Source organism: Paenibacillus sp. P4_E11 (assembly GCF_056401635.1).
In genome coordinates, this window is record NZ_JBFUIX010000055.1 from 21942 (window position 1) to 46872 (window position 24931).

The window sequence follows — 24931 nt, forward strand, 5'->3', positions numbered from 1 at the left end:
TCCAGTCTAGAACTTATCCTCGCAATGCGCGTTCCACGACCGCCATCCGAATCGGAACGCCATGCTGCATTTGGGTGAATATCTTCGACTTCTCGCATTCCACCAGTTCATCATCAATCTCCACATTCCGATTGATCGGAGCCGGATGCATGATAATCGCATGGGGTTGCATCGTTGCTGCACGCTCGACGGTCAAGCCGTACTGCGCGCGGTATTCCTCAGCCGAACTCAGCATCCCCTTCTCATGGCGCTCCAGCTGTACCCTCAGCATCATGACCACGTCGGCTTGCAACGCTTCTTCCATGTCGACGTAGGGGGCGAAGCTGCCCAGTTCAGGTGCCTGCATGTTAGCTGGAGCGCAAAACTGTACACGTGCTCCCAGCTTCTGCAATCCCCACAAATTCGAGCGGGCTACCCGGCTGTGCAAGATGTCACCGATGATCGAGACGGTTAGTCCGCGAATGTCGCCGAAATGCTTGCGCATTGTATAGAAGTCGAGCAAGGCCTGAGTGGGATGCTCGTTATTGCCGTCCCCGGCATTAATTAATGGAACATTGATCTTGCTTGCGAGCTCAGCAAGCATGCCGATCGGCTTCAACCGAATGACCCCGGCATCGATCCCCATCGATTCCAACGTTCGGACCGTGTCGTAGATCGATTCGCCCTTCTCTACGCTCGATGCCGCTGCTGCGAAGTTCAGCACTTCAGCCCCCAGCCGTTTCTCGGCTACTTCGAAGGAGAACCGAGTACGCGTGCTATTCTCGAAAAACATGTTGGCGACGAATTGGCCGTCCAGCATATGTGTGACCTTGTTCGGCTGCTGCTCCCAATATGCTGCGCGATCTAGGATGCTGCGGATTTCTTCTGCTCCCAAGTCCTTCAGCCCGAGTAAGTGACGGTCGATTCCCACATAAGTTTGTGTCATTCCGCATGTCCCCTTTGTTGTAGTATGATGACCTCATCAATCCGGTCTACTTCGTCCAAGCGGACTTCGATTTGTTCTAACTTCGAGGTAGGCACATTCTTGCCTACGTAATCTGGGCGGATGGGCAACTCACGATGTCCCCTGTCGACCAGGACGGCCAGTTGGATCATTCTAGGGCGGCCCAAGTCCATTAGAGCGTCCATGGCAGCCCGAACCGTTCGTCCGGTGAACAGCACATCATCGAACAGGATGATCGTCTTGTCCTTGATCTCCAGTTGGCTGCCTGCCGGAGCCATCGCTCCGGAATGTACCCGTGCGACATCGTCGCGGTATCCACGCACATCCAGCTCGTCCACGGGTACAGGGACATTCTCGATCTCAGATATTCGTTCGGCGATTCGTCTTGCCAAGTAAATGCCTCTCGTGCGTACTCCGATCAGCCGGCAGTTTTCCACACCCTTATTTTTTTCCAAGATCTCATGGGCAATCCGCGTTAACGCTCGTCGAATTGCAATTTCGTCCATAATGACGTGTTTGTCAGGAGCCATCGTGTGCGCCTCCATTTCTTTGTCATCCCGGGTTCAATAACCCCCCCACAAAAAGGGTCCAATAAAAAAACTCCTCACCCGTAGGCAAGGAGTTCGAAAAAAGGCGACCTGAGGCACACCAGAGCAAGGGCTGAGAAACCTCACTCCGGGAGTGTCCTCCAGCTTGGACATGACGCGCCCGAGCAGAGAATCCCTTCTTTACTTCCATTCGAATACCTTGCCAGTCTCACAGGACCGACTTAAAGGTGCTATTCAGCTGAAAGACATTATCTCACGTTCGACAAATTAAGTCAATACACGCATTACTTAAGCTATGCTCAACATTGATCGACCTACCCTTTTTGTGCTATAAAAGAGGGTAGACCACTTATAAAGGAGACAATTCTCATGACTGAAATGAATACGATGGAAGTTATTAATTTCATTAAAAACAGCACGAAAAAAACACCGGTGAAAGTATATTTGAAGGGAAATCTGGACACCGTCGATTTTGGCTCCGACATCCAAACCTTCATCACAGGCAACACAGGCGTCATTTTCGGAGAATGGAAAGTAATCGAATCCGTGTTGGAGAACAACAAATCCAACATTGCCGATTATGTCGTAGAGAATGACCGCCGTAATTCCGCGATCCCTATGCTGGATCTGAAGTACATCAATGCTCGCATTGAGCCAGGCGCTGTCATTCGCGATATGGTCTCCATCGGCGACAATGCCGTTATCATGATGGGCGCCCTGATCAACATCGGCGCATCCGTTGGCGAAGGTACCATGATCGACATGAATGCTGTCCTGGGCGGTCGGGCGAAAGTAGGCAAAATGTGTCACATCGGCGCAGGTGCAGTAGTAGCTGGCGTCATCGAGCCCCCATCCGCACAGCCGTGTGTCATTGAAGACGATGTACTTGTAGGCGCGAATGCCGTTATTCTGGAAGGTGTACGCGTTGGACAAGGTGCCGTCGTTGCTGCCGGGGCTATTGTAACGACCGATGTACCCGCATTCTCCGTTGTAGCAGGAGCTCCTGCTCGCGTCATCAAGCAAGTGGACGACAAAACGAAATCCAAGACGGAAATTTTGCAAGAGCTTCGCACCCTCTAGAACCCCACAAAAGTGATGTGGGCCTTCGCAGCCTATTCCTAGTACTTTGCGGGAACCCCGGGACATGTATGCACACTCAGGAGGGACAAGCTTATGACATCGGCAATAGGCTCATACGCCGACATCCGTAGACAGCTTCATCGGATTCCCGAACCGGGATTCCAAGAATTCAAAACCCAACAGCTGTTGTTACAAATTATCGCGTCACTTCCACAGGATCGGATCGAAGTCCGGACTTGGCGTACTGGCATTCTGGTCAAAGTAAACGGTACGAATCCGAAGCGGCGCTTCGGATTTCGTGCCGATATGGACGGGCTGCCGATACAGGAAGACACGAGCTATGACTTCAAGTCGGAGCATCCAGGGTTCATGCACGCTTGCGGTCATGATCTCCATATGACGATTGGTCTGGGCGTGTTAGCAAGCTTCGCTGAGAATCCTATGGAGGATGATCTCATCCTCGTCTTTCAGCCAGCCGAAGAAGGTCCTGGTGGCGCGCTACCGATGCGTGACAGCGAGGAATTCAAGGCTTGGCTGCCCGAACAGATCGTCGCGCTGCACGTCGCTCCTGAATATCCGGTCGGTACGATCGCGACCAAGCCTGGCATTCTGTTCGCGAATACTTCGGAGCTGTTCATCGACTTAACCGGCAAGGGCGGTCATGCGGCATACCCACATCTCGCGAACGATATGGTGGTGGCTGGTGCCCACTTCTTGACGCAATTGCAGAGTATTGTCTCGCGCAACATCAATCCGTTGGATTCCGCAGTAGTCACCGTAGGCAAGATCGAGGCTGGCACGCGCCAGAACATCATCGCGGAGAAAGCTCGACTGGAAGGTACGATCCGGACATTATCTGACAGCTCAATGCAGCTGATCAAGTCGCGAATCGAGGCGTTGGCACGTGGTACTGAAGCGGCCTTTGAATGCAAGGTGGACATCGATTACGGTTCGAATTATTTGCAAGTGTATAATAACGAAACATTGACGTTGGAATTCCGCGAATGGCTTCAGACAAGTGAAGACAATAAGGCTATTCGCTTTATCGATTGCACAGAAGCGATGACCGGCGAAGACTTTGGTTACTTCCTGGAACACATCCCCGGCTTTTTGTTCTGGCTTGGTGTGAACACGCCGTACGGCCTGCATCACGCCAAGTTGGAGCCCAACGAAGCCGCATTAGACGTAGCGATCGACACGGTCACCCGTTACTTCAGGTGGAAATCAGCCCAATAATAATACTACCGCTAATGTCAACGAATCGAGCCCTTTGGGTCTCATCCGAAGACATTAGCGGTAGTTTTTATTAACGATTCAGAAAGTATATCTTCGCTGATTGTTCATCGTCTCGGCAAACGCACGGCGTCAAAGGACGCCGATGGGCGTTTTTCCTTGTTACCCAATCCGTTGCACGAAGCGCTCCATTCGATCCAACGCCTTCTGAAGCACTTCCATCGAATATGCGTATGAGAGCCTTACATAACCTTCTCCGAAGCCTGAGAATGCGTCACCCGGTACAACAGCAACCCGCTCCTCCTCCAACAGCTTCATTACGAAGTCCATAGAGCTCAACCCGAACGGTTGGATGGACGGGAACAAGTAGAATGCGCCCTCCGGCTTCTCCACCTGCAAACCCATCGCCAGCAAACGACCGTGCACATAGTCCCGTCGCTTGACATACTCCACCTTCATTGGCTCCGCATCATTCAACCCATTCGTCAACGCTTCTATCGCAGCATATTGGCTAATCGAGCTAGCACATGTGACGTTATACTGATGTACCTTTACCATATGTTGAGTAAGGTAGGCCGGCGCGAATGTGAACCCGATACGCCAGCCTGTCATCGCGTGCGACTTCGACACCCCGTTGATCACAATCGTCTTCTCGCGCATCGTATCGATCGTTGCAATGGAATGATGAACACCGTCATAGATCAGCTCGCTGTAGATTTCATCCGAGATGATGAATACATCGCGATCCTTCAGCAGTTCCGCAATTTCAGCTAACTCATCGGCTGTCATCACTCTGCCCGTCGGATTGGACGGGTAGCACAATACAACAGCGCGCGTACGTTCAGTCAAATGCTGCTGCACGAGCGAAGCCGTCAGCTTGAATCCAGTCCCCGTCGTATCCGCATAAACCGGTACTCCTCCACATAAGCGGATGATCGGTTCATAACCCGGATATAGCGGCCCCGGCAAAATAACCTCTGCACCTTCTTCAAGAATGGTGCGCAGGGTGATGTCTAATGCCTGACTCGCTCCGGCGGTCACAATGACTTCACTGTCCGGGTTATAGTCCAACCCATACTTGACCCGAACGAATGCAGCAGCAGCCTGTCTAAGCTCAGGCAACCCTGCATTCGGCGTATATATCGTCCGATTGCTGTCCAGCGCGCGTTTTCCTGCCTCGACAATATGAGCAGGAGTTGGGAAGTCCGGTTGTCCAACCGTAAGTGTTAAAGCATCCTTGTAAGTTGCCACCATATTCGATATTTTACGGATACCTGAGATCTGAATCCCCTGTACGCTCGAATTAACGAGATGCTCCAACATGAAATTCCCCTTCCTACACCCCACAAAGTGACGTAACCCTTCGCAGCTTATTCCGTTCTAAGCACTTCCAGCAGCTTATTCATATCATCCGGCAGCGGCGCTACGTATTCCATATACGCTTCGGTCCGAGGATGCTTGAACCCGAGCACACCCGCGTGCAGGGCCTGACCGTTCATCCACTTGTCCCGGTGCCCCTTGATACCATATACCGGATCGCCAACAAGCGGATGCCCGATGAATTTCAAATGCACACGGATCTGATGTGTCCGACCAGTCTCCAACTTCAATTGCAACACCGTGTAGTCCCCGATTCGCTCCAAGACGAGAAAGTGCGTAATCGCCTGCTTGCTGTTTCGATTCGTCACCGTAAACATTTTGCGATCCACCGCATCTCGACCAAGCGGTGCATCAATCGTACCGTGATCATGAGCGACCCGGCCGTGTACAACAGCCGTATACACCCGTGTTACGGTATGCTCTTTCAACTGCTGAGCCAGCGAGACATGTGCTTTATCATTCTTGGCCGCCATTAACAATCCTGACGTATCCTTGTCAATGCGATGCACAATACCAGGACGCAGTTCACCGTTAATACCCGACAAATCATGACAATGATACATCAAGGCATTAACCAATGTACCTGAACTGTGACCAGGAGCGGGATGCACAACCATCCCCCTGCTTTTGTTCACTACAATCATGTCTGAATCTTCATAGACAACTTCGAGCGGAATATTCTCGGGCACAATATCTTTATCGACCGGCGCTGGGATTTCCAATGTAATCACTTCACCGACTGACAGCTTATAGTTAGGCTTGACTTGCGCGCCATTCACCTGAACATGACCACTTTTAATCCACAGCTGAATTTGTGACCGTGATACGTCTTCATCCAACGATTCAGTTATGAATTTATCGATTCGTTCCCCCGCTTGCTCTGGTTCTGTTCTCCATTCCAGCGGTTCATTACCTTCAGTTTCCTGATCCGTCCAGTTCATGCGTCTGACCTCTTCTTTCCTTCCGCCAAGTGAGAACGGAATCCACGAATATTAAGATGACCCCGATGACAATGCCTGAATCAGCCACATTGAAGATCGGATAAATGTAATCGATGTCTAAGCCGAAGATCGAGAATTGAAAGTGAAATTGAATGAAATCGACCACTTCCCCGAACAAAGCCCGGTCTACAAAATTACCAACAGCTCCACCCAACAGTAAGCTTAACGCCACACAGAGCAGTTTTTTCGTTGAATCTTTGCGGATTTTCATTAAGTACCATATGATGCCCGCTACAATGAATATAGTAGTCGTTACGAAGAACCAGCGCTGATCTTGTAAGATGCTAAAAGCAGCGCCACGGTTTCTATGAGACGTGATCTGTAGGAACTCCCCAATAACCGATCGAGTCTCATACAACTCCATCGTATGCACAATGACCCACTTCGTAATTTGATCAAGTACGAGCACCAATACAGCTAATAAATAATAAATCATGTATTCATCCTCCTGCAATAGGGATCGATTCAACCTCGGACATACCTGATAATTCCTTCACTAAAATAAGGTGTCTCCGTAAACCCTATACGCATGCGAACATGTGCACAAGAAAGGAGTCGAGTAAAATGAGTCATTTGGATCAACAGCAAATGGATGAGCTTCGTCGTTCCTTACAACAAGAACAAGCAGATCTCGAACGGCATTTCGAGCTTAATGAACAATTCGGACTTGATGATTCCTTGAGTATTTCCACGGGTGAGTTGTCTGCGTACGATAACCACCCTGCCGATCTCGGATCGGAGATGTTCGAACGTGGCAAAGATATTGCCTTAAATGAGAATGCCGAGCATCTTCTGGAGCAAACGCGAAATGCGCTCAATCGGATGCAGGCGGGCGAATACGGACATTGTACCGTTTGTGGGGGTGCGATCCCTTTCGAACGGTTACAGGCTGTGCCTACCGCGACAACCTGCAAACAGCATGCATCGGATACGTTCGTCACTCATAATCGGCCGGTTGAAGAGCAATTCTTGAGTCCGCCTTTCGGCCGCACCAGCTTCGATGAGTCGAACAACGAAACCGAGTTCGACGGCGAAGACGCTTGGCAAATCGTAGAGAGCTGGGGAACGTCCAATTCTCCTGCCATGGCGGAAAATCCCAACGTTACGGATTACAGTGAAATGTACATCGAATCGGACGAGAACGAAGGCTACGTAGAAGCTTTGGAAAGCTTTCTTGCCACCGATATGTATGGACAGAACGTCACCGTCATTCGAAACCGGACCTATAAACAATATATGGATCATAATGAGGGCGAACCTTTGCTGGAACCAGATTCCTATGAAGATGTGTGATCCAGCATAAGGGTTGCTCGCATTTGGATTAGAAGGCTCGTCCTTCCAACTGCACTTGAACGATCTTAACGATATCTGCAATGAAATCTCCAATAATGGGCAAGTTCAATGCGCCTAACAGTCGAAGCACATATAAGATTACGGCAGCAAATACAGTGAATCCGATGGCAATTCCTACTCCACGGGCAATACCGGACATCAAGTTGATTAGGATTAATCGCTTGGGTTTGTTCAACAGCATCACGTAGTCGGCGATTTGAGTCTTCTCCATCTGAGTGGCGATTGAGTCCAATCTTTTGTTCAAGCCCGTCAATTGTTTCTGATCCAAAGAACTGCTGTGATCGCCAGTTGATCCGTCCATCATTACCCTTCCCTTCTCATGACCCTATTGCTCGCGGAAAACCAGGTTATATCAGCTGGGTTCCGCAAGCAGTTGGGTCATTTCTTATAGTAGGTTGACTACGGATGCGCAACGAGGACAAAGCGTAGGATGGGTTTCGTCCGTTCCAACTTCAGGTGTGACGATCCAGCATCGCTCGCATTTCTCACCTTCTGCCGATAACACTTGAACCGCAATCCCATTCAGCTTCATAGCAACGTCTGGAACCTCATCCGATGCATCATATACCTTTACATTCGATACGATGAACAACGTATCCAGATTAGAGAACTGCCGCAACAGCTTCTCCATCTGTTCGTTCGGATACAGGCTCACGCTTGCACTTAATGAATTCCCGATCACTTTGTCTTTCCTAGCCGTTTCCAGTGCCTTCAATACATCATCCCGAACTTCGTTCAATTGATCCCACTTCTGCTCTAGCTCCTCGTTGTAGATGGAGGCATCGATAACGGGCATATCCGTTAGCTGTACACTGGTAGTTTCAACACCTGGAATGTATTTCCACACTTCATCAGCAGTATGAGGAACGATTGGCGCGATTAACTTAGTTATAACCGTCAACGCTTCGAATAATACGGATTGGCTCGCTTTCCGCTCAGAATCATCCGCCCCGCTTACATATAAGCGATCTTTCACAATATCGAGGTAGAACGCGCTCATCTCCACGGCACAGTAATGATGAACAGCTTGATATACGATATGGAACTCGTAGTTCTCGTACGCTTTCAGCACTTTGTCAGCCATCCGATTCAATCGGATAATCGCGATCTGATCCAGCTCGTTCAGTTCATTGAACGCCACTTTGTCGGTCGCGGGTTCGAAGTTCGTCAGATTGCCAAGCAAGAAACGCAGGGTGTTGCGGATTTTGCGGTACACTTCCGTGATCTGGGTCAATATATTGTCCGAAATGCGCACATCCGATTGATAATCTACGGAAGATACCCATAGACGCAAAATATCCGCCCCCAGCTTGCCGCACACTACATTCGGGTCGATCGTGTTGCCTAAGGACTTCGACATCTTGCGCCCTTCGCCATCCAATGTGAAGCCATGGCTCAGAATGCCTTTATACGGTGATTGCCCTCGTACAGCTACACCTGTAATCAATGAGGAATTGTACCAGCCGCGATATTGGTCGGAGCCTTCCAGATACAGATCCGCCGGCCACTGGAGCTCGGGACGCGATTCTAATACGGCTACGTGGCTCGAGCCAGAGTCGAACCAGACGTCCATAATGTCCGTTTCCTTACGGAAATGTTCATGCCCACACTGCGGACAGACGATCCCTTCCGGCAGCAGCTCACTTGCTTCGCGGATGAACCAAGCGTTGGATCCTTCTTTTTCGAAGATGCCGGCAATATGCTCGACGGTCGAATCATTCACAAGCGGAGTATTGCAGCTTCGGCAATACACGATCGGGATAGGCACTCCCCATACGCGCTGCCGGGAAATGCACCAGTCTCCCCGGTCCGCAATCATGTTGTGCAGGCGGATCTCGCCCCACGAAGGCGTCCAGTTGATCCTCTTAATCTGTTCCAGCATCTCATTGCGGAATTTATCGACCGAAGCGAACCACTGCTCCATAGCACGGTAGATGACTGGCTTCTTCGTTCTCCAGTCATGTGCATATTGATGCTGAATGAAGCTCAGTTTCAGCAGATGCCCGGACTGCTCCAGCTTGTCTGTAATGAGTTTATTCGCTTTATCGTAGAATACGCCTTCGAATCCAGGTGCTTCAGCTGTCAGATGCCCTTGATCATCGACCGGGCACAGTACGCCCAGGTTGTATTTCTGCGCGACATAGAAGTCATCTTCCCCGTGTCCTGGAGCCGTATGAACACAACCCGTACCCGCTTCCAGAGTAACGTGCTCACCAACAATAACCAGGGACTCCCGATCATAGAACGGGTGACTGCACGTTACATATTCAAGCTCAGCCCCCTTAATTGTAGCGAGCGTCTGCCATTCGTTCCAACCCAGCTCCTTCGCGACTGAAGCGAGCATGCCTTGAGCTACAACGAACTTGCGACCCCCTTCCCCCACAACAACGTATTCGTATTCCGGGTGAACGGATATCGCCAGGTTCGCCGGCAGCGTCCACGGTGTTGTCGTCCAGATTACAATCGCTGCATCCTGCGGTACTACACCTTTACCATCCTTCACGTCGAACGAAACATAGATGGACGCTGACGTCTTCTCCCGGTACTCAATCTCCGCTTCGGCCAGAGCACTCTCCGAAGAAGGTGACCAGTAGACAGGTCTTAACCCTTTGTATATATAGCCCTTCTTCACCATATCTCCGAAGACGCGAATTTGTTGCGCTTCATATTGAGGGTGGAGGGTTACATAAGGATTGTTCCAGTCCCCACGTACCCCTAGTCTTCTGAATTGCCCTTTTTGACGCTCGACCCATTGCAAGGCATATTCCTCGCAGTAACGGCGGAATTCATCTACCGTCATTTTTTTGCGATCGACCTTGCCTCCGTTGGCAATGGCCTGTTCTATCGGCAGTCCATGTGTATCCCAACCCGGCACATAGGGCGCGTCATAACCCTCCATCGATTTGTAGCGGACGATAAAGTCCTTCAACAGCTTGTTCAGTGCGTGTCCAATATGAATATCACCATTGGCATAGGGAGGACCGTCATGCAGAATGAACTTGGCCTTGCCCTGATTACGCTCCTGCACCTTCGCATAAATGTCGATCTCATCCCACCACGACTGCATATTCGGTTCGGCTTGAGGCAAGTTGCCGCGCATCGGGAATTCCGTTTGCAACAAATTCAATGTTTTACTGTAATCCATTTGGCATAATCTCTCCTTCAAATAGATGTAAGGCTGCACGTTCCGCTCCATAAAAAAAACTCCTCATCCCAACAAGGGACGAGAAGTTATCTCGCGGTACCACCCTCATAAACGAACAATACGATGTCGATAATCCAACAGCCGCTTATGATTCGTTCACTCGACGATTGCATAACGGGAATCACCCGGTGATCTCTAGTTGACCCTATACTCCAGTCATCCTTCGAGAGACGCTCCTGGGTGATATTCAATCCGCTCCGGCTGTCAGGCTTCCACTGTCCCTAACTCGCTGCTGCCGAACGATCGGATTTACTCGTCCCAGTCATCGCTTTCTTATATGAACTCCACAAAGTGAAGTCGGCCTTCGTAGCTTCTATATACGATCTCAGAAAAACAACCGCATGCGCGGTCTGTTTCCTACAGCATTATATGAAGAAGTATAGCGAATGGAAGGCAGTCCGTCAACTTGACCGACCCTTACTCCATAATCGATTCCTTCTCTTTGACACTGTTCAGCGTATCCCATTGATCACCCTTCAGCATTTCGAGTTGGGCTTCGACCAATGTCCGGAATCGCGTTCTGTAGATCGATGCTTGCTTCTTCAACTCCTCGATCTCCATCGAGACTTTGCGGGACTTCGAGAGCGACTCATTGATGATGCGATCGGCGTTCTTCTCTGCTTCCTTGACGATAAGCTGTGCCTCTTTCTTGGAGTTGCTGCGCACTTCATCCGCTGCTTCCTGGGCTACGATAATCGTCTTGCTGAGTGTCTCCTCGATATTCGAGAAATGATTCAGCCGCTCCTGCAAGCCATGCACTTGATTCTGGTAGTCCTTGTTCTCACGAATAAGCGCTTCATAATCTTTTATGACTTGATCTAAAAATTCATTAACCTCGTCTACGTCATATCCGCGTACACGTCGGCCGAATTCCTTATTATGTATGTCCAATGGCGTTAAAGGCATTGGTGCACCTCCTGAAAATTTGGGAGCCTTCACACGAAGCGAACCGTTCTCCTTCACTGTAAATTCGACGCTATGTTCTAAATTCCTGCAACTTCCTTACACGAATTTGCCAATTAGCAGTCGAATCCTCCCTTTTTTCGTCTCTCCTTCGACCTCGATCACCCGAAACCGACCGAAGCCTTGGAAAGAAACGACGTCTCCCGTCTTAAGCGGCTTACTCGGATCTTCTTCTACTTTCCAGTTAATCCGACAACGTCCGTTCTTGATAGGTGCCAGTACTTTAGCCCGGCTCAGTCGATACACATCACTAACGATACCATCCAATCGCATAGAGGCAACGGAAAGGTTCATCTCTTCCAGCGTCTGACGAGTCGGCTTCAGTTGATCTATAGGCAATAACTCCGTTCGGACGTGAACGCGATGCACCTGTTGAAGCTGAAGTCGGAAATAATCGGCAATCTCGGTAGCGACCACACAATGACACTGCTCAGCCGAAACATGGAGATCACCGAGCTTATCTCTCTTCAACCCTAGTCCAAGCAGGGAACCCAGAAAGTCGCCATGCTCCAATGAAGCGAATTGTGTATCCTCGGACGTGATGGACAAGACCGACAGATTATACTCCGCCTCATCGTGATCCCGGTAATCCGGTGCGATCCATGCCCGCTTGCGCTCCGCTCCCTCGAACCCACCGAAAAGTTGGACTTGAGCATCTGGATGACGGCCAACGAGTGTGCTTAATATATAGGCTTGCCGTGGGTCGAGGAAATCGGTCAGCTTGACGGTATGTTGATCACTTGCCCGATTGAGCCAATCCCAGGCTTTATCGACAAAGTGATGTTCATCCGGGTGAAAATGCTTGAATAGTTCAGTCTGCACGTCTTTCACCCTCTACTAGAACAATCCAAGCAAGTAACCAACAACCGTATTAATCCCGGCAATGACGAATCGAAGCGCGATCAAGGCGACAATCGGCGATATGTCAATCATCCCGGCAATCGGGGGAATTAATCTCCGGAATGGGCTCAAGTATGGCTCGACCAATTTGGCTAATATTTCTCCGACAAAGCTCGCTCTAGCGCTAGGAAGCCAAGAGAGGAGCACATATGCGATAACTAAATATTGGTAAATAACGCCTAATTGCGAAATATAGCTCTGGATATTCATAATTGTTACTTGTGACAATGTGTTCACCTCGATTTTCTGTAATCTTCCTCTTCATCCATCATGTCCGAAATTGCCCCTTGAATTTCAACCGAATCGGGTGTGCACAAAAAAATGTTCGGGCCGATCTTTGAAATACCGCCATTCAGCGCATACACAGTCCCGCTCAAGAAGTCCACGATCCGTATCGCCTGATCGGGACGCACCCGTTGCAAGTTCACAACGGTTGGGCGTCGCGACCTCAAATGATCGGCAATCTCCTGCGTCTCCTCGTAGGACCGGGGCTCCGCCAGAATCACCCTCGTGTTGCGCTGCGAATGAATACTCACGATGTTTCCCTTTGTTTTACGGGGATCGGCAGACGAAGTTTCATTCTCATCGATATTATCATCCGTTATTCTTTCCCGTTCTATGACCTCTTCTTCGTCCTGGAGTCCGACAAAATTCAGTATACGGTTCATGACACTCATCTTATAATCCTCCTCATTTCGCGTTGGATTTTAACTTTCTTTACCGACCAATACGGTTCCGAGCCGCACCAAGGTGGCCCCTTCCTCTATGGCAACTTCGTAATCATTGGACATCCCCATTGACAAATGCGGTGCCTCATATCCGAGCAGTTCACTCGCATTCAGCTTATCCCGCCATTCCCGTAAGCTGCGGAACACCGGGCGAGTTGCTTCAGCCTCCATCTCATACGGAGCCATCGTCATCAATCCCACAATACGCAATCTTGGCATCGAACGCAGTTGCTCAGCGAACTCGAACAACCGTTCCGGCTCCAAGCCCATCTTCGATTCCTCACCCGAAACATTCAGTTGAATCAGGCAATTCACCTCATCAATATTTCTTTTAACGGCCTGCTTGTGTAATTCCTCAGCCAGTGACAACCGGTCTAGCGAATGAATGTAATCGAACTTGCCGATCACATCCTTCACCTTGTTCGTCTGCAGATGACCAATGAAATGCCAAACCCCAGCAGAAGCAAGTGCCTCCCACTTCGGCTGAACGTCCTGCCAGCGGTTCTCTCCGATATGTAAAAGTCCATGTTGCATCGCCAGTCGGGTCGTTTCAAGGGAAACATACTTCGTCACTGCAATGACTTGTACGTCACTTCGTCTTCGGCCGCTGCGTCGACACACTTCGGTAATCCGTTCTTCCACGTGCTGTATGCGTTGTTCCATGCTCATGTGCGATCCTCGCCTCCCGCGCCGTTCAAGGGCGCTTCAGGTCTATGCCAATCCATGCTGCCATTCGCCCAGTCAATCCTTGTTCTTTCCGGTGAGAATAGAACGAGTCTGATCTGCAGCTTGTGCACATGCCACATAATTCGATACTGCTCGGCAAAATTCCTGCTTTTATCATAATTTGTCTGTTTAATTGTTGCAAGTTCAACAAGAATTTCCCTTCCCGTTCCTGTCTAGGTTGCAGGAATTGGTCTGTTTCTTCCGTCAGTCCCATAAGCTGCAACGCTTCTCGAACCGGACCTGCCACCCTCTCATCGACCTCATAACAGCATGAACCAATGGACGGCCCTATGGCCGCGTGTAGATCGTCCGGACGGCTGCCGAATGAATCCGCCATCGCCTTGACCGTCTCTTCCGCCACACGCAGCACGGTGCCCTTCCAGCCGGCATGCGCGAGACCGACGGCTCGCTGAATGGGATCGAAGAAGTACAGCGGCACGCAATCGGCGAAGAACGCCGTCAACCATACCCCAGCCTCACGTGTAATGAGTGCATCGGTCGCTTGGAATGCATCTTCCCGGCTCAGCCGACCCTTGCCCCGGTCGTTCGCTGTTACCACGGCCACTCGGTTGCCATGTACTTGCTCCGCACACGTCCACGCCTCGATCGGGACACCGAGCGTGTCGGCGAAAGCCGCCCGATTCGCGATGACATGTCCAGGATCATCCTGTACATGCAGCGCACAGTTCATCGATTGCAGATGCCCCGTACTTACACCCCCATGCCGTGAAGTCATCCCCGCGCTAACGAAGGGATACCGCGCTTCCCACTCCTTGATATGGAATCCGGCAGGTTTGCCGGCTATGTAAGTTTCTATGAACGGCTCTTTCGTCATGTCCCTCATTCGCCTCCTTCGATCCCAGTATCTCGAAAAAAGATGCCTCCCAAGTATGTGAGCCTGGATCTAACAGGTCACCGGAGACATCTCACTCGTCTTGCCACTCGTGTAATCACTAAGACTATGGATCAGACTTGCATGGTATAATTATGCTTCAAATGCTCGGAAATAGACGTGAAGTTGAAGCTTGCCATAATGTCCGCGAGCTTGGCCTTCGTCCGCCCCACACTGTAGTAGTGGATGAATGCTTCCTTGGCCGGTAGCTGAAGCTTGTGTTCATGGGCATCGATCTCTCTTGGATGCAAGTATACAATTGCATTCTTCCCTTGCCGATTAGCCGAACGAATCGCTTGTTTGATCAGAAACCTTGGAAAGAAACGGAAGTAAAAGCCTCCTGAATATCCGATATTCCGACCTGCCATGCGCATGACAGACATCGGCACCTCGAACAAATCTAACTCCCGACCGTTCACCACAGGCCTATGAATGTCTCGCGGAGCTGTAGGGATACCGTACAGAAACGTCTTGACTGGGAATATGCTGGCATCGTATTTTAGCCCCATATCCTCCAGGGCTTCCAAGTAGTGCAGATTGCTCTCCACGATCGACCAGGAGGGGGCTCGGTAGCCTAGTACCTTCTGCCCGGTCAGTTGTTCCAATATATCGACCGACTTTTTCACATCCGCATAAAACTCATCATACGTCTGCTTGTAAGCCAATTGATGTCCGTACCCATGCGAAGCCAGATCATGACCTTCGCGAACGATCGCCTTCACAACGTCAGGATAGTCTTCACCGATACAGCCCAATGTGAAGAAAGTCGCTTTGCTGCCTGACTCCCGGCACATCTCTAGCAAGGTATCCATGTGTGCTCTGAAGTTCGAGCCTCTACGTTTGCTGGCCGCAAAGTCTTCTAACCCATCATAATTGGCGTGAAACCATTCTTCAATATCGAAAGTGAGCATATTGCTTATGCCGGACTTACTGTCGGAGTGGATCAAATCTTCTTTCTCCCTTTTATCGCGAACGATGTGCTGAACATACCTGCGAACGCACCCTGCTCGCTTCCTCTCGTCACGAAACGGAACGGATGATACATCTTCAGAAACTCGATCTGCTCGAAACCGAGTCGTTCGTATACACCCTTAAGCTCGTCCATCGCATACATCTTCTCGAATTTCTTGCTCTTCTCGAATAAACCTAACAGCTTACGCTGTACAGAGCCTCGGTTCAATGTCTGTACGAGCAGTGTACCGCCCTTCTTCGTCACCCTGGCAAGCTCTTGAATGACCGCCTCGTGCTGCTCGATCAATTGGATGACTCCAATACACATGACTGCATCGAACTTGCCATCCTCGAACGGAAGCGCCGTCAAGTCCTCAGACATGGTGATGAGACCGCGTTCCGCCGCATACTCCAGACTCTTCACCGAGAAATCCACACCATACACTGAATTGTGTGCAACTAATGGCTCACTGAATGCACCTACCCCACAGCCGGCGTCAAGAATGTCCTTGCCCTTCAACTCTCCCAACCAGCGCAGCGTGTTGTCTCTTTGCATAAAAAAGCTTTCTTCGTTAAAGTAATCTGATGATTGCACGGATGCACCGTGCGTTTCGGCTTTTTTATCAAAGTACATCTTCCAGTTGGAATTGCTCATTTATATGTTCCTCCGATAGATTCATCATTTTTAAGGCAATAAATACTTGATCAGCCGCTTCCCGATCTGCTCGGTAACGAAGCTAGGCATTTTCTTCCACAATTCCACGAATACACTTAATTTTTCCTTATCCGGCGCCCCTTGTACCTTGCCCTCTCCGGCATAGACCAAGTAATGAAGCTGCTGCGGGATGGCCCCCCACTGTTCCTTGAACTTGTATGTTCCCGACCCGGTCTGCGACCGACCCAGGTCCAAATACTTGAGACCGTTTCGAATACCGAATCGGACCGCTTCCCAATACATGAAGTTGTTCAAGTACTTATTGTTGTACTCGGTCAAGTTCGCCCCAACCGGGTAGTACAGCGTAGAATTCCCTGGGCTCGTCAGCAACAGCATACCGCCTACAACTTCGCCCGTCTCCGCATCCAATACGGTCAGCAGGTTGCTGTGCTCCGGCATTAGCTCGAAGAAACGCCGGAAAAACTGAATGTCCGGTGCAGGAGAACCAAGCTGCTTCATCCTTCTCACATATACTTTATAAAACTGATTTAAATGCCCGGGATCGAAAGAAACCGTAAACCAGTTGTTCTTGTACACCTTCCGCACATGATTACGATTGCTTCCCGATGAGAGTGCGAGCACCTTCTCTTCCTCGTCCTGAAGGGGAAGCACGAACGTATGATTGTGCAGATTGGCATTCCAGCCGGGTCGGTCATGGCTCATCTTATTCAATCTTAGCTCTATGTAATCCAAACTGAACTTGAGCTTGAGTTGCTCGATGGCAGCCTGTGCAACCTGCAACGCTTCTTCGCTTACTGCGCAGATGTCGACATAGTTGACGAATGGGAGGGAAACCGCTGCCTTCTTCAGCCCTAGGTTACGTCCTGCGACGAGTGGGACCAATGCATGAATCCGATCATGTTCATCAACAATCGCATGATAGATGCATTGGTATCCGAACGAGCGAAGCAATAGTTGTCTGAACGAAGCAGTATGATAGATCGTGCCATACGCTGACGCGATTCGATCCCACTCCTTCTCCATGGACTCGGAATACGGAACACATCGTAACATCAATTGGTTATCCTTTCATCCAGAAAATAACGCCAATCATGATAAACGCGCTTCCAGTCCATTGCATGGCACTGATATGCTCCTTGAACAGCATAATCGATACGAGCAGCAGCAATATATACTGAAGACTGGTCACAAACGTTACATAGCTGAGCTCGAATTGCGACAAACAATATACCCATAGAAACGCAGCCAAGCCGTAAGTGAGAAAGCCCGCAAGAATGACGGGTGAAGTTAAATATCCAAGCACAATACTAACCATCGAACCTTCGAATGCAACCGATCGGCTGCCGAGCTTAAGCAATGTACTGCCGGCAACGGTCATGATAATATTTGCAGCAAGTATCCAATATTTGATTATTATAAGTCCCCCTCGTTCACTTTCTTCTCGAGCTCCTCCAGCCTCAGCTTCGTTAGCCCCAGTTCTTGCGTCAACGCTTTATTATGCATCTTCAATCCGGAAATGCTGATGCTCATATTCAATAACAGCAAATACGCGCAGGCAATCAGGATAGCGAAAAAGGCGGACGGTGCATAATAAATGCCGATCAAGTTGGAGAACCAGTCCATTAATCCTTTGAACACAGACATCACAAGCGTAAATAAGCCAATTACGAACCATACAAGCGAATATTTCTCCCGGATCATTCTTGCCCGGACCATTACGAACACAGAGACGATGAGAATGAGGCTGAACGCGACACCCATCAACTGCACGCCGTATAAATTACCGATCTCCATAGTCCATTCACCACCTTGTTCTGACGTAGGAGAAGAAGATTGAAATGATAACTTTCACCATGTAATAAGGACTCTTGAGAAACGTGATCGAGGAAGATCCGTGTTCCCGCGCTCTCATCTCGACGCCGACTTCATCGATGTTCAACCCTTGCTTCTTCAGCAAGATGACAGCATCCGGCTCCGGATAATCATCCGGGTAATATTTGCTTAACAGCTCAATACTTTTGTGGTTATACAGACGGAAGCCCGAAGTGCCATCAGTCACTTTCGTCTGAACCAACAAGCGGAACAAGAGGTAGAACACTTTGATCCCCATCCGTCTGGACCACGAAGTGCGGAACGACTTGATGTCCAGAAACCGGGAACCGATCACCATATCACTGCCTCGACGCAGCATCGTATCGTATAGCTTGTCCACTTCCTTAGCCATGTGTTGACCGTCGCCATCAATCTGTACCATGTAGGCATAACCGTTGTCGTGCGCGTACTTGAAGCCGGTCTGCACAGCGCCTCCAATACCCAGGTTGAATGGCAGGTCGACAACTTTGACGCCATCCGCCTTGCGGGCCACTATGGATGTGCTGTCCAACGAACAATCGTTCACAATCAGAATATCACAGACTGGTATGTGCTCCCTAATATCCCGAACTACTTTCAATATGTTGTGCTGTTCATTAAAGGCCGGGACGACAATCAGTAATTTTGCTTGTTCCATAGCAGCTTCCCCGCATAAGTTTTTGCAAATATAAACACTCTGTTCAAAATTCGTTCTAATCCATAGGCGCAAATAATCGCCAAGAGCGGCATTGCGGGGGCTTTGTACCTGTACAGTCCATCAATGAACGTAATGAGGCAGAATACGAATACGGCAAGACTGATCAACCACAAGATGGAAGACTTCACGAATTTCTTGTTCCGGATGGCGGCGTAGGAGCCAATAAAGAACAGACCGATCGGGAGCATATTCCAGAAAAATTTGATCAGACCATGAACAGTGATGACGTTGATCCGCCACACCCAGAAGCCCAAGAAAGCGAAACCTCGTCTGGCATACAGCGCCAATATATGATCCCAGTTGTTAATTATAAAACTTAAGATAAGGCTATTCAATATATTAATCTTATACTCTGGCTTGTACACATAATCGTGAGGCGACGGGTGATCATAGATCCATCCCTTTGCGTACACATTGTACAGTACCATCTTCGCATTTAATTGCATCGAAGCGATGAGCGGGGCCAACTTGTCCCCCGAGATGATGTAGACCGCTGCGACAAGTATCGCTGCAGATGCTCCGCCAATCGCCAATCGATGTTTGCGGATGAACACCCAGGCCGCCTTCTTGTTCAAGCGGATCAACACGTAGATACCCACGAATAGTAACGTCAGTACACCTGTCGGTCTGAATACTAGCATCAGTAAGGCTGACAGGATGAACAAGATCTTATATCGCTTCTTATCGGAGTCGAACGCCTTGAGCAGCAAGTAAATACAGAGCAGTTGCAGGCTAATAAAGAAACTGTCCGATAATATATACATGGACCAAAACGTAATGTGGAACGATAACGAATAAAAGATGGAAGCTATTATTGCGGTACCCCGATTGAACAACATTAAGGCAATTTTATATACTAGCACCACACAAACGCTAGCCGTAACAGTCTGAATAAAGATGACTGCATTCGTTGTTTTGAACACAGCTAACAGGAGAGTAAGCAGTAAATTGTAGCCCAAATACAATATATCGTTCATACTCGTACCGATTTTGAAATTATTCAACAGGGCATGCGCATAATCAAGATACCATTGGGAGTCCGGGGACGGGGGCAGTTTGTAATTAGTGGAAGTCATCCAGAAGTAAAACCGTAAGCGAACCGTAAGCGAAAAGGCAATAAGAGGAAGAATGTAAATAATGTCCATATCCTTGAATTTAAGAAAGAGTTTGTACAATTTTGACACGGCTCCGTATGACAAAGTTAGTTTGAAATCGCATTCTCTTCTACCATTTTGCACATATTCCGCATTTTTCGCAAGTCCTTTTCTTCAGCTTATTTTAAGCTTCCTTTAAGCTTACTTTAAACTTACTATTTTTGCCCCTCCATAAAACCAAAAAAGGCCTCCGCCCAGCTTATGGACGCATGCCTAATCGGGACCCGTTACCTATTATAGGAACGGTTATACTCCTGAGGTACATCTGATTCATCCTGTGCCCTGTAAGACCGGGCATCATCCAACTTCACCAGCACGACATCCATACCAATCTTGACGATGTTGCGCCAAGGAATGACGACATCGGTTCCACTTCCGAATAATCCGAAAAATTTGCTGTGATTCGGCACTACGATCGAATCGATTCTCCCTTGTCGAAGGTCCAGTTCAAGATCGCTTATTTGGCCCAGTTTTTTCCCATCCACGATATTGATGACGTCCTTGGATTGAAAATCTGATATTTTCACGAAGCATCACCCGCGAATCGCCAGAAGTTAGGCCAAGCAGGCAACTTCCCGCGCCCATGCCTACAGTCCATTATATGTCGGGACGTTCGGAAATGTCCTCTCCCCTGGACGAACGGCGTACTTTTTTTGCAAGAAGCGAAAAAGCAGCCCTTCGAAAAGAGCTGCTTCTTGATCGCGTTTATGATTTCACATGTTTCTGCATTTGTGTAATCGCCGATTTCTCCAGACGCGACACTTGGGCTTGGGAGATGCCGATTTCGTCAGCTACTTCCATCTGGGTCTTCCCTTCGAAGAAGCGCATGGACAAAATCATCTTCTCCCGATCGTTCAGCTTACGCATTGCTTCTCTAAGCGCTATACCTTCGATCCAGGAAATGTCCTTATTCCGCTCGTCGCTGATCTGATCCATCACATAGATCGGGTCACCGCCATCATGGTAGATCGGCTCGAATAACGATACTGGATCCTGGATGGCATCCAGAGCGAACACGACATCTTCCTTCGGCACATTCAACACTTCCGATATTTCGTAGATGGACGGTTCTCGTGAATTCGAGTTCGTCAAGCTGTCGCGAACTTGCAGCGCCTTATAGGCAATGTCCCGCAGGGAGCGGGATACCCGAATCGGATTGTTGTCCCGCAAATACCGGCGAATCTCCCCGATAATCATCGGCACCGCATAAGTCGAGAATTTGACGTTCTGGCTTAAGTCGAAATTATCGATCGCCTTCATCAGCCCGATGCACCCGACTTGAAACAAGTCGTCCACGAATTCACCACGGTTATTGAATCTCTGGATGACGCTCAATACCAGTCTCAAATTACCGTTTACCAGTTTTTCTCTTGCCGCCCGCTCCTTGTTATTTTGAAGCCGTACGAACAATTCACGCATCTCAACGTTCGTTAGTACAGGCAATTTTGAAGTATCAACACCACAGATCTCGACTTTATTTCGGGTCATCGTGTACAACCTCCCAAGGAGAAACATTAATGTACATTATCTCCTTGGAACATTTTTTTATGCGCTGGCAGAGCTCAGCCCAAGCCTCCAGAGAGGCTATGAAAACGGTGTCTTAAGCGTGGCGCTAGGGTCACACCATCTTATTAAATTCCTTGCGTAAGCGCTTTATGATTCTTTTCTCCAACCGGGATATGTAAGATTGCGATATACCGAGCATATCGGCAACATCTTTCTGCGTCTTCTCTTCACCGTCCTGCAGGCCGAATCTCAGCTCCATAATGATCCGCTCGCGCTCTGAAAGCTTATCTAACGCTTTATGTAGCAATTTGCGATCCACCTGCTCTTCAATGTTCCGGTAGATCGTATCATTCTCTGTACCCAGTACGTCCGACAGCAGCAGCTCGTTCCCGTCCCAATCGATGTTCAGCGGCTCATCGAACGACACCTCAGTCCTGAGCTTGCTATTGCGGCGCAGGTACATGAGAATCTCATTCTCGATGCATCGGGACGCATAGGTGGCCAGCTTGATCTTCTTCTCGGGATCGAAGGTGTTGACCGCCTTGATCAGACCGATCGCTCCAATCGATACAAGGTCCTCGATGTTAATGCCAGTGTTCTCGAATTTCCTCGCGATATAGACGACGAGTCGCAAGTTCCGCTCGATCAGCATAGCCCGTATAGCCGAATCGCCGGACGGAAGCTTCTCCAGCAAGTATTCCTCTTCCTCTCGTGTGAGAGGAGGCGGTAGCGCTTCGCTGCCACCAATATAGTATATTTCCTCACTCTTCAATCCGATCAAGAATAACAGACGATAATAATACAAATGCAACAACAGTTTCCATTTCAAGAGCATGGGGTTACCTCCTGATTACTTTTCTAGGTATTAAGGCGTTCGAAGCTAAGCTTCTACTTGCACGAGCGTCGGGTGAATAATGGCGTGGTAGGAACCGTCTGCGCAAAGTTTACCCCCATCGAGGCCTACAAGAACTTTGGCATTCACGATTTCGTTGTCGGAGAATATGACCACCACCTTATCCGGCTTCACGGCTAACATGAACTGCGTCCCACGATTAACTCCTCGATAAGGCACGAGACGAAGTCTGTCTTGCCATATCCATTCATCAGCGCCGATCGTAGCGATTAATTGATCCACTTCCGACTGACGAATGCGCTTCATCCAATCCGGCGGGAGCATCTCACTCCATTGTTCGGCTTCTAGTACCATAACGGGTGTACGCGTCAACGGATCGTATAGTTGGTTGCCTGTATCTACCAAGCCTGTACACTGTGATTCGAAGTCACCGATATGAATGCGCACTTCGGCCAAATACTGTGTCATCGTCTGTCTTCTGCGAAGCGAGGTCAACACCATGCGGTAGAACCAGATCATGAAGGTGAAGCCAATCGCGATAAACCAGAAGCCGATCTGCATCCGATACGCGACACCCCCGGTACGGGTCACCAGAATTCCGTTCATAACTTCACTGGACGATTGTGTGAAGTAATAGAGAGCGAATATTCCGCCAGCTACCGCGAAGTTAATCAGGTAGAATGCTCCCAGATTGCGGATAAAGGATTGGATTCCCCCAAACCCGAAGGCTATGGCAATCATGGCAAAAGAAAGTAAGCATTTCACGACGATCGTAAACATAAATGATAAGGAGGGAACCCACATCATCAGCACGTAGGAGGCGCCCAGGAAGGCCGAGAGTGACATTCTCCAAGGCTTCACTGGAAGTTTGCGCGTCCAAGAGGTCAAATACAGCACAACGCCATCTACGAACAAATTGATGAGGAAGATGAGATCCAAGTATACGACCACAGCCGGCTCCTCCGCTTCTTCATGCCATATGTGTCGGAATCTCGATTGAATTCAGTATATAGTAAGCCTATTCCGAAGTCTGTCTAAACTTGTCAGTGTTTTGCATCTAATTTTAGCGAAATTTGCTTCCCCTTTTGTTGGACTAGCTATTGATAATGAGATTCCCTGCACGACAAGGATAAACGCCCGACGGCGTCCTTTGACGCCGTGCGTTTGCCGAGACGATGAACAATCAGCGAAGATATACCTTCTGAATCGACAAAAAAACGCCGCAAGCGTACAAGACGCTGCGGCGTTTGGTGACATGATTGGGTATGATTGAAGTGTTGATTAGCGTCCACCAGGGTTGTTCTTGCCCCGATTACGCAGAAATGTTGGGATGTCCAGCTGATCGCTTGACGGAGGAGCTCCGAACGGTTTCAGTGGATTCGCATATTTCTCCGGCTGATCCGTAACGCTCGGCGAACGGCGTGACGGTGGAAGTGCCGCTGCCGCACGATGTTCGAATCCAGTCGCGATAACGGTAACTACGATCTCGTCAGTCAAGTTCGGGTCAATACCAGCTCCGAAGATCATTTGCACGTCAGCATCAGCGGCAGTTGCCACAATATCGGCAGCTTCATTAACTTCATACAAGCTCAAGTTCACTCCACCTGTGATGTTCATCAAGACACCACGTGCTCCGTCAATCGACGTTTCCAGCAACGGGCTCATGATCGCCATCTTCGCAGCTTCTGCGGCACGATTCTCACCCTTGGCAACGCCGATCCCCATTAATGCAGATCCACGCTGCTCGGTCATAATTGTCTTGACGTCGGCAAAGTCCAGATTGATTAAGCTTGGAACAGCAATCAGGTCAGAAATCCCCTTCACGCCTTGACGCAGCACATTGTCCGCTTCACGGAACGCTTCGAGCATTGGTGTCTTCTTATCTATAATTTCTAATAGACGGTCATTAGGAATGACGATAAGCGTATCTACCTTTTCCTTCAGTGCCTGGATGCCAGCATCGGCTTGTGATGCACGCTTGCGACCTTCGAATGTGAAGGGACGCGTTACGACTCCCACTGTCAAGGCACCACATTCCTTGGCAATCTCAGCGATTATGGGAGCAGCGCCAGTGYCTGTTCCTCCACCCATTCCTGCGGTTATGAATACCATATCAGAATCTTTCAAGGCATCGATGATTTGTTGGCGTGATTCCTCCGCTGCTTTCTTACCTACATCCGGATTCGCGCCCGCTCCAAGCCCACGAGTCAATTTCTCACCCAGTTGAAGCTTGATCTGCGACTTGGCTGTCTGCAGCGCTTGAGCATCCG

Annotated in this window: 28 protein-coding genes and 1 other annotated feature; of the genes, 3 read left to right on the forward strand and 25 right to left on the reverse strand. The window is 49.4% G+C overall.

What is annotated here, in order from left to right; genetic code table 11:
- Positions 1 to 13: 13 nt before the first annotated feature.
- Entirely contained in the window at positions 14 to 925 is a 912-nt protein-coding gene (locus AC1DWB_RS20075) for an aspartate carbamoyltransferase catalytic subunit (protein WP_477542871.1), read from the reverse strand.
- Positions 922 to 1473 (reverse strand): bifunctional pyr operon transcriptional regulator/uracil phosphoribosyltransferase PyrR, encoded by a 552-nt coding sequence (pyrR, locus tag AC1DWB_RS20080; RefSeq protein ID WP_477542872.1) that lies wholly within the window; start codon positions 1471 to 1473, stop codon positions 922 to 924. The genes AC1DWB_RS20075 and pyrR overlap by 4 nt, the downstream gene beginning before the upstream one ends.
- A 387-nt stretch (positions 1474 to 1860) precedes the next feature.
- Between pyrR and dapD the strand changes: the two genes are divergently transcribed.
- Positions 1861 to 2571 carry a 2,3,4,5-tetrahydropyridine-2,6-dicarboxylate N-acetyltransferase gene (gene dapD / locus AC1DWB_RS20085; RefSeq protein WP_477542873.1) on the forward strand — a complete coding sequence of 237 codons (711 nt, stop codon included), beginning with the start codon at positions 1861 to 1863 and terminating at the stop codon, positions 2569 to 2571.
- A 93-nt stretch (positions 2572 to 2664) separates the two neighbouring features.
- Positions 2665 to 3807 (forward strand): N-acetyldiaminopimelate deacetylase, encoded by a 1143-nt coding sequence (locus AC1DWB_RS20090; RefSeq protein WP_477542874.1) that lies wholly within the window; start codon positions 2665 to 2667, stop codon positions 3805 to 3807.
- 159 nt (positions 3808 to 3966) lie between these two features.
- On the opposite strand, the gene AC1DWB_RS20095 is transcribed toward AC1DWB_RS20090, so the two are convergent.
- Genes AC1DWB_RS20095 through lspA form a run of 3 tightly spaced genes read right to left on the reverse strand, consistent with a single transcriptional unit; the run spans position 3967 to position 6621 of the window.
- A complete protein-coding gene (locus tag AC1DWB_RS20095) occupies positions 3967 to 5124 on the reverse strand; it encodes an aminotransferase A (RefSeq protein ID WP_477542896.1) in 1158 nt (385 codons plus the stop codon).
- Between the two features lie 50 nt (positions 5125 to 5174).
- On the reverse strand, positions 5175 to 6125 hold the full coding sequence (locus AC1DWB_RS20100) for an RluA family pseudouridine synthase (RefSeq protein WP_477542875.1): 951 nt from the start codon (positions 6123 to 6125) through the stop codon (positions 5175 to 5177).
- Positions 6100 to 6621, reverse strand: coding sequence for a signal peptidase II (lspA, locus tag AC1DWB_RS20105; RefSeq protein WP_477542876.1), 522 nt, complete (start codon positions 6619 to 6621; stop codon positions 6100 to 6102). The genes AC1DWB_RS20100 and lspA overlap by 26 nt, the downstream gene beginning before the upstream one ends.
- Positions 6622 to 6749: 128 nt before the next feature.
- On the opposite strand from lspA, the gene AC1DWB_RS20110 reads away from it, so the two are divergent.
- Entirely contained in the window at positions 6750 to 7478 is a 729-nt protein-coding gene (locus AC1DWB_RS20110; RefSeq protein WP_477542877.1) for a TraR/DksA C4-type zinc finger protein, read from the forward strand.
- Between the two features lie 28 nt (positions 7479 to 7506).
- Here the strand turns inward: AC1DWB_RS20110 and AC1DWB_RS20115 are convergent, their stop codons facing one another.
- The 20 genes from AC1DWB_RS20115 to ftsZ all read right to left on the reverse strand — a co-directional run.
- Positions 7507 to 7842 (reverse strand): DUF5665 domain-containing protein, encoded by a 336-nt coding sequence (locus tag AC1DWB_RS20115; RefSeq protein WP_477542878.1) that lies wholly within the window; start codon positions 7840 to 7842, stop codon positions 7507 to 7509.
- A gap of 81 nt (positions 7843 to 7923) precedes the next feature.
- Complete coding sequence (gene ileS, locus AC1DWB_RS20120; protein WP_477542897.1) at positions 7924 to 10683, reverse strand: isoleucine--tRNA ligase; 2760 nt, start codon at positions 10681 to 10683, stop codon at positions 7924 to 7926.
- Positions 10684 to 10754: 71 nt separating this feature from the next.
- Positions 10755 to 11018: a binding site (T-box leader), on the reverse strand.
- A gap of 142 nt (positions 11019 to 11160) precedes the next feature.
- Complete coding sequence (locus AC1DWB_RS20125; protein WP_477542879.1) at positions 11161 to 11649, reverse strand: DivIVA domain-containing protein; 489 nt, start codon at positions 11647 to 11649, stop codon at positions 11161 to 11163.
- A 96-nt stretch (positions 11650 to 11745) separates the two neighbouring features.
- Positions 11746 to 12528 (reverse strand): YlmH family RNA-binding protein, encoded by a 783-nt coding sequence (locus tag AC1DWB_RS20130; protein ID WP_477542880.1) that lies wholly within the window; start codon positions 12526 to 12528, stop codon positions 11746 to 11748.
- A gap of 15 nt (positions 12529 to 12543) precedes the next feature.
- Positions 12544 to 12816, reverse strand: a complete 273-nt coding sequence (locus AC1DWB_RS20135) for a YggT family protein (RefSeq protein WP_477542898.1) — start codon at positions 12814 to 12816, stop codon at positions 12544 to 12546.
- Positions 12817 to 12839: 23 nt separating this feature from the next.
- Positions 12840 to 13283, reverse strand: coding sequence for a cell division protein SepF (locus tag AC1DWB_RS20140; protein WP_477542881.1), 444 nt, complete (start codon positions 13281 to 13283; stop codon positions 12840 to 12842).
- 30 nt (positions 13284 to 13313) lie between these two features.
- A complete protein-coding gene (locus tag AC1DWB_RS20145) occupies positions 13314 to 14003 on the reverse strand; it encodes a YggS family pyridoxal phosphate-dependent enzyme (protein ID WP_477542882.1) in 690 nt (229 codons plus the stop codon).
- Positions 14004 to 14028: 25 nt separating this feature from the next.
- A complete protein-coding gene (gene pgeF / locus AC1DWB_RS20150; protein WP_477542883.1) occupies positions 14029 to 14895 on the reverse strand; it encodes a peptidoglycan editing factor PgeF in 867 nt (288 codons plus the stop codon).
- Positions 14896 to 15026: 131 nt separating this feature from the next.
- Positions 15027 to 15899 (reverse strand): DUF3473 domain-containing protein, encoded by an 873-nt coding sequence (locus tag AC1DWB_RS20155; RefSeq protein WP_477542884.1) that lies wholly within the window; start codon positions 15897 to 15899, stop codon positions 15027 to 15029.
- Positions 15896 to 16558: a class I SAM-dependent methyltransferase gene (locus AC1DWB_RS20160; RefSeq protein ID WP_477542885.1), complete on the reverse strand. Its 663-nt coding sequence runs from the start codon at positions 16556 to 16558 to the stop codon at positions 15896 to 15898. The genes AC1DWB_RS20155 and AC1DWB_RS20160 overlap by 4 nt, the downstream gene beginning before the upstream one ends.
- A gap of 30 nt (positions 16559 to 16588) precedes the next feature.
- Positions 16589 to 17632 (reverse strand): GNAT family N-acetyltransferase, encoded by a 1044-nt coding sequence (locus AC1DWB_RS20165; RefSeq protein WP_477542886.1) that lies wholly within the window; start codon positions 17630 to 17632, stop codon positions 16589 to 16591.
- 7 nt (positions 17633 to 17639) lie between these two features.
- The gene (locus AC1DWB_RS20170) at positions 17640 to 17957 is read right to left on the reverse strand and encodes an EamA family transporter (protein WP_477542887.1); all 318 of its coding nucleotides are present in this window, start codon (positions 17955 to 17957) and stop codon (positions 17640 to 17642) included.
- Between the two features lie 35 nt (positions 17958 to 17992).
- Complete coding sequence (locus AC1DWB_RS20175) at positions 17993 to 18373, reverse strand: DUF2304 domain-containing protein (RefSeq protein ID WP_477542888.1); 381 nt, start codon at positions 18371 to 18373, stop codon at positions 17993 to 17995.
- A 7-nt stretch (positions 18374 to 18380) separates the two neighbouring features.
- Positions 18381 to 19088, reverse strand: a complete 708-nt coding sequence (locus AC1DWB_RS20180) for a glycosyltransferase family 2 protein (protein WP_477542889.1) — start codon at positions 19086 to 19088, stop codon at positions 18381 to 18383.
- Positions 19067 to 20323 carry a glycosyltransferase family 39 protein gene (locus tag AC1DWB_RS20185; RefSeq protein WP_477542890.1) on the reverse strand — a complete coding sequence of 419 codons (1257 nt, stop codon included), beginning with the start codon at positions 20321 to 20323 and terminating at the stop codon, positions 19067 to 19069. Before AC1DWB_RS20185 ends, AC1DWB_RS20180 begins: the two co-directional genes overlap by 22 nt.
- Positions 20324 to 20529: 206 nt before the next feature.
- Positions 20530 to 20829: a YlmC/YmxH family sporulation protein gene (locus AC1DWB_RS20190; RefSeq protein ID WP_477542891.1), complete on the reverse strand. Its 300-nt coding sequence runs from the start codon at positions 20827 to 20829 to the stop codon at positions 20530 to 20532.
- A gap of 178 nt (positions 20830 to 21007) precedes the next feature.
- Positions 21008 to 21790, reverse strand: a complete 783-nt coding sequence (gene sigG / locus AC1DWB_RS20195; protein WP_477542892.1) for an RNA polymerase sporulation sigma factor SigG — start codon at positions 21788 to 21790, stop codon at positions 21008 to 21010.
- A gap of 130 nt (positions 21791 to 21920) precedes the next feature.
- A complete protein-coding gene (gene sigE, locus AC1DWB_RS20200; protein ID WP_477542893.1) occupies positions 21921 to 22643 on the reverse strand; it encodes an RNA polymerase sporulation sigma factor SigE in 723 nt (240 codons plus the stop codon).
- Positions 22644 to 22688: 45 nt separating this feature from the next.
- The gene (gene spoIIGA, locus AC1DWB_RS20205; RefSeq protein WP_477542894.1) at positions 22689 to 23612 is read right to left on the reverse strand and encodes a sigma-E processing peptidase SpoIIGA; all 924 of its coding nucleotides are present in this window, start codon (positions 23610 to 23612) and stop codon (positions 22689 to 22691) included.
- Positions 23613 to 23942: 330 nt separating this feature from the next.
- Positions 23943 to 24931, reverse strand: a 989-nt coding sequence (gene ftsZ, locus AC1DWB_RS20210; RefSeq protein WP_477542895.1) for a cell division protein FtsZ, incomplete at its 5' end; no start/stop codon positions are given.

Excerpts from the sequence above, each read along its gene's own strand:
- AC1DWB_RS20075 (WP_477542871.1), bottom strand. The coding sequence starts at position 925 with ATGACACAAACTTATGTGGGAATCGACCGTCACTTACTCGGGCTGAAG.
- pyrR (WP_477542872.1), bottom strand. The coding sequence starts at position 1,473 with ATGGCTCCTGACAAACACGTCATTATGGACGAAATTGCAATTCGACGA.
- dapD (WP_477542873.1), top strand. The coding sequence starts at position 1,861 with ATGACTGAAATGAATACGATGGAAGTTATTAATTTCATTAAAAACAGC.
- AC1DWB_RS20090 (WP_477542874.1), top strand. The coding sequence starts at position 2,665 with ATGACATCGGCAATAGGCTCATACGCCGACATCCGTAGACAGCTTCAT.
- AC1DWB_RS20100 (WP_477542875.1), bottom strand. The coding sequence starts at position 6,125 with ATGAACTGGACGGATCAGGAAACTGAAGGTAATGAACCGCTGGAATGG.
- lspA (WP_477542876.1), bottom strand. The coding sequence starts at position 6,621 with ATGATTTATTATTTATTAGCTGTATTGGTGCTCGTACTTGATCAAATT.
- AC1DWB_RS20110 (WP_477542877.1), top strand. The coding sequence starts at position 6,750 with ATGAGTCATTTGGATCAACAGCAAATGGATGAGCTTCGTCGTTCCTTA.
- AC1DWB_RS20115 (WP_477542878.1), bottom strand. The coding sequence starts at position 7,842 with ATGATGGACGGATCAACTGGCGATCACAGCAGTTCTTTGGATCAGAAA.
- ileS (WP_477542897.1), bottom strand. The coding sequence starts at position 10,683 with ATGGATTACAGTAAAACATTGAATTTGTTGCAAACGGAATTCCCGATG.
- AC1DWB_RS20125 (WP_477542879.1), bottom strand. The coding sequence starts at position 11,649 with ATGCCTTTAACGCCATTGGACATACATAATAAGGAATTCGGCCGACGT.
- AC1DWB_RS20135 (WP_477542898.1), bottom strand. The coding sequence starts at position 12,816 with ATGAATATCCAGAGCTATATTTCGCAATTAGGCGTTATTTACCAATAT.
- AC1DWB_RS20140 (WP_477542881.1), bottom strand. The coding sequence starts at position 13,283 with ATGAGTGTCATGAACCGTATACTGAATTTTGTCGGACTCCAGGACGAA.
- AC1DWB_RS20145 (WP_477542882.1), bottom strand. The coding sequence starts at position 14,003 with ATGAGCATGGAACAACGCATACAGCACGTGGAAGAACGGATTACCGAA.
- pgeF (WP_477542883.1), bottom strand. The coding sequence starts at position 14,895 with ATGACGAAAGAGCCGTTCATAGAAACTTACATAGCCGGCAAACCTGCC.
- AC1DWB_RS20160 (WP_477542885.1), bottom strand. The coding sequence starts at position 16,558 with ATGAGCAATTCCAACTGGAAGATGTACTTTGATAAAAAAGCCGAAACG.
- AC1DWB_RS20165 (WP_477542886.1), bottom strand. The coding sequence starts at position 17,632 with ATGTTACGATGTGTTCCGTATTCCGAGTCCATGGAGAAGGAGTGGGAT.
- AC1DWB_RS20170 (WP_477542887.1), bottom strand. The coding sequence starts at position 17,957 with ATGACCGTTGCCGGCAGTACATTGCTTAAGCTCGGCAGCCGATCGGTT.
- AC1DWB_RS20175 (WP_477542888.1), bottom strand. The coding sequence starts at position 18,373 with ATGGAGATCGGTAATTTATACGGCGTGCAGTTGATGGGTGTCGCGTTC.
- AC1DWB_RS20180 (WP_477542889.1), bottom strand. The coding sequence starts at position 19,088 with ATGGAACAAGCAAAATTACTGATTGTCGTCCCGGCCTTTAATGAACAG.
- sigG (WP_477542892.1), bottom strand. The coding sequence starts at position 21,790 with ATGACCCGAAATAAAGTCGAGATCTGTGGTGTTGATACTTCAAAATTG.
- sigE (WP_477542893.1), bottom strand. The coding sequence starts at position 22,643 with ATGCTCTTGAAATGGAAACTGTTGTTGCATTTGTATTATTATCGTCTG.